This is a genomic window from Microtetraspora malaysiensis, from assembly GCF_050947145.1.
GTDB classification, from domain to species: domain Bacteria; phylum Actinomycetota; class Actinomycetes; order Streptosporangiales; family Streptosporangiaceae; genus Microtetraspora_A; species Microtetraspora_A malaysiensis.
Genome location: NZ_CP191998.1, coordinates 1,111,881 through 1,126,329, shown reverse-complemented (window position 1 = coordinate 1,126,329; position 14,449 = coordinate 1,111,881). Strand labels below are relative to the sequence as shown.

The window sequence follows — 14,449 nt, the reverse complement described above, 5'->3', positions numbered from 1 at the left end:
CCCGGGGTATTTGCGAAGGAGCGACATGAGCGTCAGCACGTACACCGTCACCGGCATGACCTGCGGCCACTGCGTGGGCACGGTGACGTCCGAGATCGGCAAGGTCACCGGGGTCACCGGCGTCGAGGTCGAGCTGGCGACCGGCAAGGTGACCGTGACCAGCGACAGCCCGCTGAACGAGACCCTCGTGCGGGACGCCGTCGAAGAGGCGGGCTACGAGCTCGTGGCCGGCTGAGCGAGCCATACCGGGCAACCGACGGCCGAGCCGAGGTGGGAATCTCCGCCTTGGCTCGGCCGTAGCTCGTTTCAGTCAAGGTCACGTGAAGCCTCGCGGGATGATTCCGGGATCCGGAGACAACCGGCTGTGGCCTGTCACATGAGTTGTGCCGGATACCCGTAGAGGACACATTCGACGAGGGGGGCGCGTGGGCGAGAGCATGTCGTCGGCCCGATTGGAGCAGTTGGCCCATCGGCTGGAAGAGGCGGTGGACAAGCTGCGCGGTGTCCCCGTCGGCGTCGAGTTGCTGGACGACAGCGAACTCGTCCAGCAGCGGATCGCCGAGGCGGTGCGTTCGGCCCACGAGCTGCGCGCGATGCATCCGGTGGGCTCATCGGAGAAGGGGCGCGAGGAGCAGAAAAGCAGGAGAAGCGTGCTCGACGCCTTGCAGCATGGCATGGCGATGCGCACCATCGTCCACGCGAGCGTGCTGGACGATCCGCGCAAAGCGGCCCGAATCAGGGAACTGCACTCCTCGGGTGACCTCCACCGCGTCGTCGACGAGCCGATTCAGCAGCTGCTCATCTTCGACCGCGCCGTGGCGTTCGTGCGGACGACTCCCGTCCCGTACTCGCCGGGCGCACTGATGATCAGGCAGCCGAGCCTGATCACCACTCTCATCGATCTGTTCGAGCACACCTGGAACAGGGCCCGGGAGGTCACCGAGCCGGTGCTGCGACTGACCGCGCGTGAGCGCCAGGTGCTCGGACTGATCGCCGAAGGGCGCTCCAACAGCGCCGTGGCCCGCGCGCTGTCGATCACCGAGGCGGCTGTCGGGAAGCATGTGGCCGGCGTGTTCGCCAAGCTTGAGCTACCGGCGACCGAGGACGTCAACCGGCGGGTGCTGGCCGTGCTCGCCTATCTGCGCGGCACCGCGAGGTAGTGCCAGGCCTACCTCGTCCTCGTCTTGGCCCCCTTGTAGCGACGATCCGGCGTCCTTTTCAATGAATGACATGCAACGAATGACTGGATTGCTGGTCGGCGCGGTCTTCGGCGCGGTGTTTGTGGTCGTCAACGCACAGAGCCCGCTGAATTCCGTGGCCGCGATTCTTCTGAAAGTGGCTGCCTGCGTGGGGGCCGTAGGTGTTCTGGCCATGTGGTTCGTCTCCGCTCGGGGGGAGCGTGGTTCCGCCGAGGGAGCGCAGCGGAACATGTTCAGCCGTGGCTACCTGTTCGTCGTCGCCGCCGAGGTGATCCTGCTCTTCGGCGGACTCCGGGTCCTCGCGATATGGGGGCGTCCGGTAGAAGGCAACGTGGCCTGGGTGGCGTTGGTGGTCGGCGTTCACTTCATCGCGCTTGCGCCGATCTGGAAAGACTGGAGCATCGCCGTACCCGGTGTGGTCCTCACCGTGCTGGGCACCGCCGGCCTTGTCCTGGCCTCGACGGCCGCCGTCGCCTGGGTGCCGTTCGTCAGCGGGGTGCTGTCCGGAGTAGTGCTTCTGACCGGCAGCGTCGCCCTTGGCTGGCGTGCGGTGACAGCTCGAACGGCCTGAGCGGCATGTGCGTCCTTCCGGCCGCGTGACAGGCTCAGCTCTCCTGGGTGTCCTGCCGAATGCGCGTTCACAGCACCGCGCCGCCGCTCAGCCGGTCGCTGATCAATGAAATGCCGACGATCACCATGCCGGCACCGGACACGCGGCTGAGGACACGCGCGGCCGCGGGCCGGGAGAGCAGGAGGGTGCGTGCCATCGAACCGAGAGCGAGGTAGAACGCGGCGCAGGTGACCGTGAAGACCAGGCCGAGGGCGGTCATCTGTACGGCCAACGGCCAGCTCCGGTCCGGGCGGGTGAACTGGGGAAGCAGAGCGATGAAGATCAGCAGGCCCTTCGGGTTGAGTCCGCTGACTCCGATACCTTGCGCGAGCGTCGCCCACCCAGTTTTGCCCCGCGCTTCCACCACTCCGTCCACGCCGTCCACAATCACGTCGGAAGTCGCAACGTCCGGCACGGAAGGCGCGGCGAATGTCCGCACACCGTGCCAGATCAGATATCCACCGCCGAGAACGGTCAGCACGGTGAGCGCTCTGGGGTTTTCCGCGACGAAGGCGCCGAGACCGGCCGCGACGACGAGCGTGATCGCCGCATAGCCGAGCACGAGCCCGCCCACGGCGGGGACCACCGACCGCCCGCGTAATCCCGCGCCGAGGGTGAACGCCCAATCCGCACCCGGCACCACGATGAGCAGCAGGGCGACACCCCAGAAAGCGAAAACGGAGCTGACGGGCATGGCATCTCCCCTGCGGCAAACGGATCCTATGCGGGACGTTACCTGCGAACAGCCGGAAAGTGATTCCAACTTATTGCTGGTACGGCGGCCCAAATGGAAGAATCCCGCTCATGGACGCCATCGACCGGAAAATCCTTGCCGCACTCCAGGAGGACGGTCGCCTCACCATCACCGAACTCTCCGCACGCGTCGGGTTGACCGTGTCGCCCTGTCACCGTCGGCTCCGCGAACTGGAGCGCACGAAGACGATCCGCGGCTATCGGGCGGTCGTCGCCCCCGAAGCCGTCGGGCTGAACTTTCAAGCGCTCGTCTTCGTGACCATGCGGCAAGAAGACCGCGGCACCCTTCTCGGTTTCGAGGAAGCCGTCGCCGAAATCCCCCAGGTCGTCCAGGCGCAACGCCTGTTCGGCGACCCCGACTACCTCCTGCGCGTCCTCACCACCGATCTCGCCGCCTACCAGCGCCTGGAAGACGACCGGCTCGCCGCGCTCCCCGGCATTCAGCGACTGACATCGACCCTCGTCATGAAGCAGATCGTCGACGACCGCCCCCTGACCGGCCCGGAAAAGTAAGCACGAGAATCCGGACGACACCGCACCGCCTCCGCGGGCTCTCGGCTCCGGGGTGATCGCCCGCATCGCCCGCGCCCTTGGCACGTACGGCTCTGGCATCGTGTCGGCATGGAACCCACCCCGCCGAATCGCGGCCGAGGCCGCATCATCATGCTGAACGGGGCGTCCAGCTCCGGAAAATCAACGCTGGCCAAAGCAATTCAGCGGTCACTCGACGAGCCGTTCCTGCACGTCTCTTCCGACCAGTTCGTGGCAAGTGGCATGCTGCCGGAGCGGCGCGAGGACGAGGGTCCTTTCTCCTGGTGGGACGAGATGAGGCCCCGTTTCTTCCAGGGGTTTCACCACTGCCTGCCGGCCCTGGCCGGCGCGGGAAACGACCTGATCGTGGAACACATCATTGAATTCCGGACGTGGCGCGAATATCTGGCCCACCTGCTGGCCGACTTCGACGTGTTCCTCGTCGGCGTGCATTGTGATCTCGCGGAGGTCGACCGGAGAGAACGCGAGCGCGGGGATCGCCGCATCGGCGAAGGCCGTGGACACGTCGAAATCGACGGCATACACACGTTCGGTCCGTACGACTACGAGGTGGACACCACGCAGGGCGTGTCACCCACACTCGCGCGGTCGGTGGTGACCGCCTGGCGCTCAAGGGACACGCGAGGGGTGCTGGCCTCCATCGACGTCTCCGGCACGGACGCTCCGGCTCCCAGCTGATCGCGGAGTGCCCCGTCCGCGATGGCCGGCCAGGTCAGGCGGTGGGCGGCCCTGCGGGCAGGACGGCGCGCGGGCGGGGCGGCGGCCCCTCCCGGCGGCCCCACTCCCTGGGGTAGCCGAGGGACACCTCCTCGAACGGCACCCCGTCGTAGCAGGTGCTGCGCGGGATGTGCAGGTGGCCGTAGACCATGACGGCGGCGTTGAACCGCTGATGCCACTTGGCGGTGCGCTCGGTGCCGCACCAGAGGGCGAACTCCGGATACCTGAGCACGAAGGTGGGATCCCGCACCAGCGGATAGTGGTTGACCAGGACGGTGGCGAGCGCCGGGTCGCGGCCGGCCAGCCGGCGTTCGGTTTCCGCGATCCGGGCAGCGCACCACGCCTCCCTGCTCGGGTACGGGTCCGGGTGCAGCAGCCATTCGTCGGTACACACCACACCGGCGTGGTCGGCGTGATCCAGCGCCTGCTCCATGGTGGTGGTGCCCTGCGGCCGGAAGGTGTAGTCGTACCCGATGAACAGCGGGGCGACCGTGACCGGGCCGCCCGCGCCGCGCCACACCGGGTAGGGGTCCTCCGGGGTGACCACGCCGAGGGAGCGGCAGAACTCCACGATGTGCCGATAGCGCGCCTCACCCCGGAGCCGCACGGGGTCCTCCGCCGGCGTCCACAGCTCGTGGTTGCCGGGCGCCCACACCACCTTGGCGAAGCGCTCGCTGAGCAGGCGCAGCCCCCACTCGACGTCGGCCATGAACTCGCCCACGTCGCCGGCGACCAGCAGCCAGTCTCCGTCGTTCTCCGGCTGCAGCCGCTCGACGATCTCGCGGTTCTCCGGGTAGCGCACGTGCAGATCGCTGATGGCGAGCAACCTCGGCGTGGAGATCATGGTGGAGATCCTAGGCGTGAATGGGTCAGTCGATCGACCTCCGGGCCCCCGTGTGACGGCTGATCGCGGGCGGGTCGTCGTCCTCCTTGAGCAGCCAGGCGAGCCTGGCCGCGGCGACCGCCTGACGCGGATCGCGGGCGGGCGACTCCGCGACGAGGCGCTCGAACACTTCGATGTCCTCGCTGCCGGGCTCGCTCTGCCCGAACGTCCACAGCGCCTCGTGGTCCTGGGTGTCGAGGACCGCGGACCGCAGCGCCGTGACGAGCTGGTCGCGTTCGGCCCTGATCGCCGGCGCCTCCGACCGGGCGAGCAGCGGGGCGTGCGCCGCCGCCACCGCGGCGCGGATGTCGCCCGAGCGCAGCGCGTCGCGCACGGTCAGGAAGTCGGCTTCGACCTCGGCCCGCAGCCGGTACGGCTTGGCCGTCATGGCGGCCTCGCCGAGCTGGGCCCGGAGCCGGTGGATCTCGGCGCGTACGGTCGTCGGATTGCCGTCGTCGCCGTAGAGCTGCAGGGCGAGCTGCTCGGCGGTCAGCCCGGCGGGGCGCAGCGCGAGCAGCGCGAGCAGCTCGGCGTGCCGGAGGGTGAGCGGCAGCTCCCGGCCGTCCAGCACCGCCACCGGCCGGTCGCCCAGGAAAGACAGCGACAGTGTGGGACGCGGCGACGCCGGGGCCGTCCTCGGCAGCCGGACCAGGTAGCCCTCGGGCAGCGGCTCGACCAGGGCCTCACGGCCGTCCGCGAGCGGCACCCGGTCGCTGCCGGGCCGTATCGCCAGCCGCTCGGGCCACGGCCCGCCGAACGGCTCCGCGGCGATCACCCGCCCCGTCGCGGTGACCAGCGCGCCCGGCTCGCCGCGCAGGCCGATCAGGCGGGGCAGGTGCTTCACCCGCAACCGCTCGTCCCGCATCTCCATCTGCCTGCGCAGGTGGCTCTCCGCGAGCCGCGCGCTGGCGGAGACCAGGGTGACGACGGCGGGGTGCAGCTCGTGCAGCAGCCCGCTGATGTCGATCACGCCGAGCGTGCGCCCGCTGTCGGGGTCGTGGACGGGCGCGGCGGCGCAGGTCCACGGGTGATAGGTACGCACCAGATGCTCGGCGGAGTAGATCTGCACCGGGGCGTCGACGGCGAGGGCGGTGCCCATCGCGTTGGTCCCGATGGCCCCCTCCGCCCAGCCCGTGCCCTCGCACAACCCGACCGGATCGGCGATCCGGCACAGCCCGGCGGGCCCTTCCCGCCACAGGATGGTGCCGGCCGCGTCGGTGACGATCATGACGTACGACGACTGGTCGGCGATGCTGACGAGCAGTTCGCGGAGCAGGGGCAGCACGTCACGCAGCGGATGCGCGGAGCGCACGTCCGGTATGTCCTCCGGCTTGTACACCACCGGCGGGCGGAAATGCTCCGGATCGACCCGCGCCGCGAGGGAGCGCCGCCAGGAATCCAGGATCACCGAGCGCGGCGCCGCCCGCGGCCGGTCCCCGCTCAACATGGCCTCGCGGACCTGCTGCAACACAGAGAACTGCGCGGCCGGATCAGATGCCACATCCACGGTGGTCGCGGCTTTCGCGATCTCAGCGTCCAAGGTGCACTCCGCGGCGACGTCGGCGAGGGCGGTTGCGTCCACCCGAACGAGCGCCCCCGTACCTGGTCTTGCTCACAGCAGCATGCCTTGCCGTTCCGCCCCGAACAAGGGCGATACATCCCCCGTTCATGCCTCTGCAACGGCGGTGCAACGTCGGCACTTTTACCTTTTGCCACATCTCGTCGGTCCAGGACCCAGGAGGGCGAACACATGGCGACATATGCGGCACCAGGGGATTCGGGGAGCGTGGTTACATTTCGCCCACGCTATGACCACTTCATCGGCGGGGAGTACGTGCCGCCGGCCGGCGGTGAATATTTTGCGAACCCGACTCCGGTCACGGGTGCGACGTTTACCGAGGTCGCCCGGGGAACCGCCGCGGACGTCGATCGGGCCGTACGCGCCGCCGAGGGCGCCGCGGTCGCGTGGGGCCGCACCTCGCCGGCGGAGCGCGCCGAGGTGCTGAACAAGATCGCCGACAGGATCGAGCAGAACCTGGAGGCCATCGCCGTCGCCGAGTCCTGGGAGAACGGCAAACCGGTACGGGAGACTCTGGCCGCCGACATCCCGCTGGCCGTCGACCACTTCCGCTACTTCGCCGGAGCGATCCGGGCCCAGGAGGGCGGCATCTCCCAACTCGACGCCGACACCGTCGCGTACCACTTCCATGAGCCGCTCGGCGTGGTCGGGCAGATCATCCCGTGGAACTTCCCGATCCTGATGGCCACCTGGAAGCTGGCCCCGGCGCTGGCCGCCGGCAACGCCGTGGTGCTCAAGCCGGCCGAGCAGACCCCCGCGTCGATCCACGTGCTGCTTGAGCTGATCGCCGACCTGATCCCGGCCGGCGTGGTCAACGTGGTGAACGGCTTCGGCGTGGAGGCGGGCAAGCCGCTCGCGCAGCACAGCGGGATCCGGAAGGTGGCGTTCACCGGGGAGACCACCACCGGGCGGCTCATCATGCAGTACGCCAGCGAGAACATCATCCCGGTCACCCTCGAACTGGGCGGCAAGAGCCCGAACATCTTCTTCGCCGACGTCGCGGACGCACCGGACGCCTTCTACGACAAGGCGCAGGAGGGCTTCGCGATGTTCGCGCTGAACCAGGGCGAGGTGTGCACCTGCCCGTCCCGCGCGCTGATCCAGTCGTCCATCTACTCGTCGTTCCTGGCCGACGCGGTGGAGCGGGTGCAGAAGATCAAGCAGGGCAACCCGCTGGACACCGACACCATGATCGGCGCCCAGGCGTCCAACGACCAGCTGGAGAAGATCCTCTCCTACATCGACATCGGCAGGAAGGAAGGCGCGAAGGTCCTCACCGGTGGCGAGCGGGTCGACCTCGGCGGCGACCTGTCCGGCGGCTACTACGTCCAGCCCACCGTGTTCGAGGGCGACAACAAGATGCGCGTCTTCCAGGAGGAGATCTTCGGGCCGGTGGTCTCGGTGACGAGGTTCGACGACTACGACGACGCCATCACGATCGCCAACGACACCCTGTACGGCCTGGGCGCCGGGGTGTGGTCGCGGGACGGCAACACCGCCTACCGGGCCGGCCGGGACATCCAGGCGGGCCGGGTGTGGACGAACTGCTACCACGCCTACCCCGCGCACGCCGCGTTCGGCGGATACAAGCAGTCGGGCATCGGCCGCGAGAACCACAAGATGATGCTCGACCACTACCAGCAGACGAAGAACATCCTGGTGTCATACTCTCAAAACGCCCAGGGATTCTTCTGATCGAGCGGTCCGTACGCGAGGGGCGCCCCGGGTTTCCCAGCCGCCCCTCGAGTACCGGCCATCCCCGAAGCAGGGAGCCTCGCACACATGGCAGTCAACCGGGTGGACGTCACCGCCGACGCGGCCGTCCTGCTGCGCCGCCTCGCCGGCACGCACGGCCCGCTGATGTTCCATCAGTCGGGAGGATGCTGCGACGGCAGCTCCCCCATGTGCTACCCGGCCGGGGAGTTCCGCACCGGGAACGCGGACGTACGCCTCGGAGATCTCCGGGTGGACGGCGTGGGCGAGCCGATCCCGGTGTGGATGTCCGCGTCACAGTTCGAATACTGGAAGCACACCCACCTCACCATCGACGTGGTGCCGGGCCGAGGGAGCGGCTTCTCGCTGGAGGCCCCGGAGGGCGTGCGTTTCCTGATCCGTTCGCGGCTGCTCACCGACCAGGAGCTCGCCGAACTGGACGGCCGCGAGCAGCAGCCCGTCCCGGCCGAGGAGCGGTGAGCGTGTCCGGCCCGCTTGCCCCGTCCGGCGAAGAAGGCGCGCGTGACACGCCCGGCCCGCCTCCGGACCGCGTACGACCGGCCGACGAGGTGTGGTCGAAGCTCGGCGCCGCGCCCGGCCTCTGCGGCGTCTGCACGCATCGCCTGGTCAACGAGACCCGGCGAGGCACCGCGTACCTGCGGTGCGGACGGGCATCATGGGACGCCCGTCTGCCGCGCTACCCCCGGCTACCGACGGAGCGATGCGTCGGCTACGAAACAAGTGACGGGATCGAAGATGGGTGACTACCAGGACGCCTACGCGGCGAGCCTGAAAGATCCGGAAGCCTTCTGGCTCGCGGCGGCCGACGCGGTGACCTGGTCGCGCCGCCCACAGCGCGCGCTGGACGCCGACCGCACGCCGTTCTACCGCTGGTTCCCGGACGGTGAGCTGAACACCTGCTACAACGCGCTGGACCGGCACGTGGACACGGGGCACGGGGATCGGCTTGCCCTGCTCTACGACTCGCCGGTGACCGGCGCGTCCGCGCGCTACACCTACGCCGAGCTGCGCGACCAGGTGGCGCGGTTCGCCGGGGCGCTGCGCGGGCTCGGCGTCGAACGGGGCGACCGCGTGGTGATCTACATGCCGATGGTGCCCCAGGCGGTGATCGCGATGCTCGCCTGCGCGCGGCTGGGCGCGGTGCACTCGGTGGTGTTCGGCGGGTTCGCCCCGAAGGAGCTGGCCGCCCGGATCGACGACGCCGCGCCGAAGGTACTGGTGTGCGCGTCCTGCGGGGTCGAGCCGAACCGGGTCGTCGAGTACAAGCCGATCGTGGACGAGGCGATCGCCACCACGCCGAACCCCCCGGAGAAGGTCGTCGTGCTGCAGCGCGACCGCGCTCGGGCCCAGATGGGCGAGCGCGACGTCGACTGGGACGAGCTGATGGCGGCGGCCGAGCCGGTCGGCTGCGTCGACGTGGCGGCGACCGACCCGCTGTACATCCTCTACACCTCCGGTACCACCGGTAAGCCGAAAGGCGTGGTGCGCGACAACGGCGGCCACGCGGTCGCGCTGACCTGGTCGATGTCCAACATCTACGACATCGGGCCCGGCGACGTCTGGTGGACCGCGTCGGACGTCGGCTGGGTCGTCGGCCACTCCTACATCGTGTACGGACCACTGCTGGCCGGCGCGACCACGGTCCTCTACGAGGGCAAGCCGGTGGGCACGCCGGACGCCGGCGCGTTCTGGCGGGTGATCTCCCAGTACGGCGCCAAGGCCCTCTTCACCGCCCCGACGGCGGTGCGGGCGATCAAGAAGGTCGACCCGCAGGGCCGCGAGGCGGCGAAGTACGACCTGTCGGCGTTCCGTGCCCTCTTTCTGGCCGGCGAGCGGCTCGACCCGGAGACCTACCGGTGGGCCTCGGAGAAGCTCGGCGTGCCGGTCGTGGACCACTGGTGGCAGACCGAGACCGGATGGGCGATCGCGGCGAACCTCCGCGGCCTGGAGCCGATGCCGATCAAGCCCGGCTCCCCCACCGTGCCGGTGCCCGGCTACGACGTGCGGATCCTGGACCCGTCGGGGCAGGAGATGCCGCCGGGCGACGACGGCGCGATCTGCATCAAACTGCCCCTGCCGCCCGGCACCCTGCCGACGTTGTGGGGCGACGACGAGCGGTACCTGTCGTCGTATCTGTCCCGGTACCCCGACTACTACCTGACCGGCGACGGCGGCTACGTCGACTCCGACGGCTACCTGTTCGTCATGGGACGTACCGACGATGTGATCAACGTGGCCGGGCACCGCCTGTCCACCGGCTCCATGGAGGCCGTACTGGCCGCGCACCCGGCGGTGGCCGAATGCGCGGTGATCGGCGTGCACGACTCGCTCAAGGGGCAGGTGCCGCGCGGCTTCGTCGTGCTGAAGGCCGACGTGGACATCGCGCCGGACGCCCTCCAGGCGGACCTCGTCGCGGCGGTGCGCCGCGACATCGGCCCGGTCGCCGCGCTCAAGGAGGTGACGATCGTGGACGGCCTGCCGAAGACCCGCTCCGGGAAGATCCTGCGCAAGTCGATGCGCGCGATCGCCGACGGCCACGACGAGCCCGTGCCCTCGACGATCGAGGACCCGGGAGTGCTGGAGGCGCTCCGCCCTCACCTGCGCCGGGAGTGACCCGGCCGTACGTCCGGAATGTCGGCTGAGCGGCGAGATCGGAGGCGGCGGCGTGCCGGGCGTGCGAGATGGACTTCTGGCACGCCCGGCGATGTCCGGAGCGCTGGGGTGCGTGGGTCTCGGCGGCTGCGCGGGCGATTCACCGCATCTACGCTGCCGATCATGGCCAAAATTCATGCGGTCGCCACTCTCACGCCTCACTTCCGGGATTTCCTCCCCCTGTGGGTATCCCGGCAGCCGTGGTATCTCGGAACCGGCATCCCGTCGTTGTCTCCGATCGGCTTCATCCGATTCGAAGACCCCGCCGGCGAGGTCGGCATCGAGACGCATCTGGTGACCGACGGCTCAGCGATCTATCAGATCCCGATGACCTACCGCGGCGCTCCCATCGAGAACGCCGGGGCGGAAGCGCTCATCACGACGGCCGAGCACAGCGTGCTGGGAACCCGCTGGATCTACGACGGCGAGGCGGACCCCGTCTGGATCAGCGAGGTCCTCCGCCTGGTCCGAACCAACGGGACCGCCGACCTTGGCCATGAAAAGGGCGCGAGAAAGGCGTACGCGCAGGGCCGACACGTGATGCCGGGTGAGCTGACCGGTGATGCGGTGACCATCGAGTTGAGGCGGGCGCTGACCGTAGATCCCCCTTCCGGCGAACCTGACATCGTGGGCCTGATGACGGGGACCTGGTATCCGAACGGCCCTGACGCCGCCGTCGCCACCGGCTGCCTCGCCGTGGTTCGGCAATCGGGCTGACCGCCGCCCACGACGAGGCCGGGTCTGGCTGCCAATCATCCGGCGGGAGCACCGGTTATCTGGACGACGCCCGCTCCGCGAGGAAGCCGCGGAGTAGGGCGAGGCTCTGGTCGCGGAACTCGGAAAGGCCGTGCTCGATGCCGTGCAGGACGTCCTCAGCCGCGTCCGCCAGCTCCCAGAAGCGGAGCTTGCGCTCAAGACTGTCGGTGAACGGCACGCCGCGAAGCTCCTGCAGCCGCCGGATGAACCCCGCTCCCGTCTCGGACCAGAGGTAACACAGGTCATAGTCCACTGGCGGAAGTCCGCTGGTTGAGCGCCCCCGCGGCATACACGTGAGCAAACAATGAGCAACCAACGGGGGTCTGCTTCTCGGTCCGAGGTCATAACGGATCGAGAAATTGCAGGCCAGGGGCGTCGCGGCTGGATTCGCATATCCCTGGCCCGCGAGCAGTGGCATCTTCGCGCTCAGGCCCGTGCGCCGCGTATCTCAACGGCCTCGCGCCGGGCGTAACGCACTCAAGGGAAGACAATCCTGGCTTGCGGCGAAAGGTGAGTGATCGTAACCATCACCCGGAAGGTGGGTTTATGTCGGAGATAAGAACTTGATCGCCGACGTGTGCGAACAGACGACCGACGCCGAACTCGTCGCCCGGTACCGGCGGGACCCCGACCTGCTTCATCGCCATGCACGCCCCTTCCCCGCGCCGTCGTACGAGACAAGAAGTCGCTCAGGCGCAAGGGCGCCGAGGTGGGCTTCGAGGACCTCGAAAGGCTGCGACAGATCCGGAGGCGTTGAAAAGCGCATTGACGATACTACGTTGAACGATGTAGCTTCCCCGGGTGCCCAGAAGATCATTTCTGTCTTTGGCGGCTCTGCCCACACAGGCACCGCCACGCTCGCCCGAGACGGTCAGGTGCTCGCCAAAACAGATCTCGCCGACTGCACGATCGAGGAGCCGGGGACGTGCACGCTCCACGCCGATCTGACGCCGGAGCCCGCCTCGTGCACGCTGAGCGCGTCGATGCGCAGGCAGGTGCCGCATTCGACGCTGTCCACCGCCGTGGACGCGGTCTGAACGTTCCGGTCGGCGAGCCCGACAAAAGGAACAGAAGCTTCCGCTGATGGCGATGCGTTACGCCCCCGCCGGGCTCGACGCCCCGGCGGCCCATGTGGATCGAGCGCGACGCAGGGGCTCTCAAGGGTGCGGTGAAGTCCGTCCGGCTGTCGATGTCCTCCGACGACGACGCAAGCTGGCAGCGCGTCCCGGTCGGCCCCACCGATTCGGGGTGGACGGCCATGGTGCCTAACCCGCGCACGCCGGGAGTGGCGGCCACCGACGTGTCCGGCACCGGCCTCACGCAGACCGTCACTCGCGCCTACGCCGTCGGATGAGAACGCACCGCCTCGTCCGGTAGCCCGCCCTGTCCGGGCACGGCGCCATCCGGGCTGTGCCACGCCGGCGGCGGTGACGCCTTTGTGGCCGCCCCCTAATCGCACCCGCCCACGCCGACTTTCGCGTTCGCCGGACCGGAACGGGCGAACTCAGCCGACGGGACAACGCCCGCACCGCCGCCGCGCGGCGCTGCGCGGATGTCCTGCGGAGTGCCCGTTCCCCCCGCCACCGCCCTTCGCTTATTGACCCGAGGTGATCTCGCCTTCCATCCAACGCCGAACGGCCTTCCACACGCCTGGCGGCCTGACCGAAAAGAGCGGCTGGCGGGACCCCGGCCGGCACCGTAGCCCTCAGCGTGACCGGCTGCATGAGATCGACGCGCTGCGTATCACCGCGGCCGTCGCTGTGATGACCTACCACTATGTCTTCTCCGGATACGCGGGCGGCGCAAGCCCCCTCTCGTTCCCCGTCGCCGGTGAGCTGGCCAGATTCGGCTATCTGGGCGTAGACCTGTTCTTCATGATCAGCGGCTTCGTGGTGCTGCTCAGCGCCTGGGAGCGCCGCCCCAGGGTCTTCGTGGTGTCGCGGATCGTCCGCCTCTATCCGGCTTTCTGGGTCGCGGTCACGATCACGATCATTGTCTCGATAACACTCAGCCTGGGGAGATATCCCGTTACTTTCGTGCAGTATCTGGCCAATCTGACGATGTTCAATGCGTTACCCAACATTCCCAATATCGACGTCGTGTACTGGACCCTGTGGGCCGAGATCAGGTTCTACGCGCTGATCTTCGTCCTGACCTGGATCGGCGTCACGCGGAGCAGGGTGACCGGCATGTTGTGGGGCTGGCTGGCTCTGACCTTCCTGCTGCAGAGCGGGGTGCTTCCCGCGTCCGTTCACTCCGTCGCCGATCTGGTGGTGCAGTCGCAGTTCTCGCACTACTTCATCGCGGGCATGGCCCTGTGCGTGGTCTACCGGTCCGGGCTGTCCTGGAATCTCGGTGTGATCATCGTGGCCTGCCTCGGCAACGCCGTCTACCGGGGCGTCGAGTTCGCCGGCAAGGTCGGCAACCACACCGAGATCATGGCGGGTGTCGTGGTGGCCGTCATTATTGCGATCTTCCTTGTGATGACCTTGATCGCGCTGCGGGTCACCCGCAACCTGGGCCGTCCCTGGTTCGCCGTCGCCGGGGCCCTGACCTATCCGCTCTATCTGATCCATGCGCACGTCGGCTTTGTCATATTCACCAGGCTCGGCAACAGGGTGCCGCCGCACCTGTTGCTGATCAGCACGATGGTGGTGATGTGCCTTGTCGCCTACGCCATCCATGCCCTGATCGAACGGCCGCTGGCCCCCGTATTTAAACAGGCCCTGAACTTGATCTTTAACCTCGGCCCGCGGCTGCCTCGTTGAGCTGGCTGGGTTTTGGCGATTCGCCGGACACTGGGGCTGCCCTGCGCGTCGCCACGTCCCTGGACCAGCGGAGTTTTCAGGTGAAGGAGTCGCGGCAGCTGTCGGCACCGGCCCAAGTTCCATCGGCTCGGCCTGTCCCGCGCCGTATGCCTCGGCGCCCTTCACACACCCACGGGCAGAGCTGTAAAGGGACTTTCGTCCCGGCGATCCGGGTCTCTGGCCAGCGGACGGCGGCCCCCGCTCGGC

The 14,449-nt window shown here is 68.6% G+C and carries 17 protein-coding genes; 13 read left to right on the top strand and 4 right to left on the bottom strand.

Features of this window, described 5'->3' with window-relative positions:
- The first annotated feature begins 25 nt into the window (after positions 1-25).
- From ACQP1V_RS05625 to ACQP1V_RS05615, 3 genes are all read left to right on the top strand, one after another.
- Positions 26-235 carry a heavy-metal-associated domain-containing protein gene (locus ACQP1V_RS05625; protein ID WP_067140720.1) on the top strand — a complete coding sequence of 70 codons (210 nt, stop codon included), beginning with the start codon at positions 26-28 and terminating at the stop codon, positions 233-235.
- 190 nt (positions 236-425) lie between these two features.
- Positions 426-1,160: a LuxR C-terminal-related transcriptional regulator gene (locus ACQP1V_RS05620; protein WP_433419501.1), complete on the top strand. Its 735-nt coding sequence runs from the start codon at positions 426-428 to the stop codon at positions 1,158-1,160.
- 79 nt (positions 1,161-1,239) lie between these two features.
- A complete protein-coding gene (locus ACQP1V_RS05615; RefSeq protein ID WP_433419498.1) occupies positions 1,240-1,770 on the top strand; it encodes a hypothetical protein in 531 nt (176 codons plus the stop codon).
- Positions 1,771-1,837: 67 nt separating this feature from the next.
- Here the strand turns inward: ACQP1V_RS05615 and ACQP1V_RS05610 are convergent, their stop codons facing one another.
- Entirely contained in the window at positions 1,838-2,503 is a 666-nt protein-coding gene (locus ACQP1V_RS05610) for a LysE family translocator (protein ID WP_433419496.1), read from the bottom strand.
- Positions 2,504-2,613: 110 nt separating this feature from the next.
- Between ACQP1V_RS05610 and ACQP1V_RS05605 the strand changes: the two genes are divergently transcribed.
- Together ACQP1V_RS05605 and ACQP1V_RS05600 are read left to right on the top strand one after the other, a co-directional pair.
- Positions 2,614-3,075 (top strand): Lrp/AsnC family transcriptional regulator, encoded by a 462-nt coding sequence (locus tag ACQP1V_RS05605; RefSeq protein ID WP_387416220.1) that lies wholly within the window; start codon positions 2,614-2,616, stop codon positions 3,073-3,075.
- Positions 3,076-3,183: 108 nt separating this feature from the next.
- A complete protein-coding gene (locus ACQP1V_RS05600) occupies positions 3,184-3,792 on the top strand; it encodes a chloramphenicol phosphotransferase CPT family protein (RefSeq protein WP_433419493.1) in 609 nt (202 codons plus the stop codon).
- A gap of 34 nt (positions 3,793-3,826) precedes the next feature.
- Here the strand turns inward: ACQP1V_RS05600 and ACQP1V_RS05595 are convergent, their stop codons facing one another.
- Positions 3,827-4,675 (bottom strand): metallophosphoesterase family protein, encoded by an 849-nt coding sequence (locus tag ACQP1V_RS05595; protein WP_433419490.1) that lies wholly within the window; start codon positions 4,673-4,675, stop codon positions 3,827-3,829.
- 25 nt (positions 4,676-4,700) lie between these two features.
- The gene (locus tag ACQP1V_RS05590; RefSeq protein WP_433419487.1) at positions 4,701-6,296 is read right to left on the bottom strand and encodes a GAF domain-containing protein; all 1,596 of its coding nucleotides are present in this window, start codon (positions 6,294-6,296) and stop codon (positions 4,701-4,703) included.
- Positions 6,297-6,464: 168 nt separating this feature from the next.
- Here ACQP1V_RS05590 and exaC point away from each other — a divergent pair, with 168 nt between their 5' ends.
- From exaC to ACQP1V_RS05565, 5 genes are all read left to right on the top strand, one after another.
- On the top strand, positions 6,465-7,988 hold the full coding sequence (gene exaC, locus ACQP1V_RS05585) for an acetaldehyde dehydrogenase ExaC (protein ID WP_387416224.1): 1,524 nt from the start codon (positions 6,465-6,467) through the stop codon (positions 7,986-7,988).
- Positions 7,989-8,075: 87 nt separating this feature from the next.
- The gene (locus ACQP1V_RS05580; protein WP_067140736.1) at positions 8,076-8,486 is read left to right on the top strand and encodes a DUF779 domain-containing protein; all 411 of its coding nucleotides are present in this window, start codon (positions 8,076-8,078) and stop codon (positions 8,484-8,486) included.
- Between the two features lie 2 nt (positions 8,487-8,488).
- Positions 8,489-8,770, top strand: coding sequence for a hypothetical protein (locus ACQP1V_RS05575; protein ID WP_067140738.1), 282 nt, complete (start codon positions 8,489-8,491; stop codon positions 8,768-8,770).
- Positions 8,763-10,640, top strand: coding sequence for a propionyl-CoA synthetase (locus ACQP1V_RS05570; RefSeq protein ID WP_433419484.1), 1,878 nt, complete (start codon positions 8,763-8,765; stop codon positions 10,638-10,640). Before ACQP1V_RS05575 ends, ACQP1V_RS05570 begins: the two co-directional genes overlap by 8 nt.
- Positions 10,641-10,658: 18 nt before the next feature.
- Entirely contained in the window at positions 10,659-11,396 is a 738-nt protein-coding gene (locus ACQP1V_RS05565; RefSeq protein WP_433419481.1) for a maltokinase N-terminal cap-like domain-containing protein, read from the top strand.
- A gap of 55 nt (positions 11,397-11,451) precedes the next feature.
- On the opposite strand, the gene ACQP1V_RS05560 is transcribed toward ACQP1V_RS05565, so the two are convergent.
- Positions 11,452-11,688 carry a hypothetical protein gene (locus ACQP1V_RS05560; protein ID WP_433419478.1) on the bottom strand — a complete coding sequence of 79 codons (237 nt, stop codon included), beginning with the start codon at positions 11,686-11,688 and terminating at the stop codon, positions 11,452-11,454.
- Between the two features lie 622 nt (positions 11,689-12,310).
- On the opposite strand from ACQP1V_RS05560, the gene ACQP1V_RS05555 reads away from it, so the two are divergent.
- The 3 genes from ACQP1V_RS05555 to ACQP1V_RS05545 all read left to right on the top strand — a co-directional run bounded on the left by ACQP1V_RS05555 (position 12,311) and on the right by ACQP1V_RS05545 (position 14,203).
- Positions 12,311-12,472, top strand: a complete 162-nt coding sequence (locus ACQP1V_RS05555) for a hypothetical protein (RefSeq protein WP_433419475.1) — start codon at positions 12,311-12,313, stop codon at positions 12,470-12,472.
- A 131-nt stretch (positions 12,473-12,603) separates the two neighbouring features.
- A complete protein-coding gene (locus ACQP1V_RS05550) occupies positions 12,604-12,789 on the top strand; it encodes a hypothetical protein (protein WP_433419472.1) in 186 nt (61 codons plus the stop codon).
- A 253-nt stretch (positions 12,790-13,042) separates the two neighbouring features.
- Positions 13,043-14,203: an acyltransferase family protein gene (locus ACQP1V_RS05545; RefSeq protein ID WP_433419469.1), complete on the top strand. Its 1,161-nt coding sequence runs from the start codon at positions 13,043-13,045 to the stop codon at positions 14,201-14,203.
- Positions 14,204-14,449 lie beyond the last annotated feature (246 nt).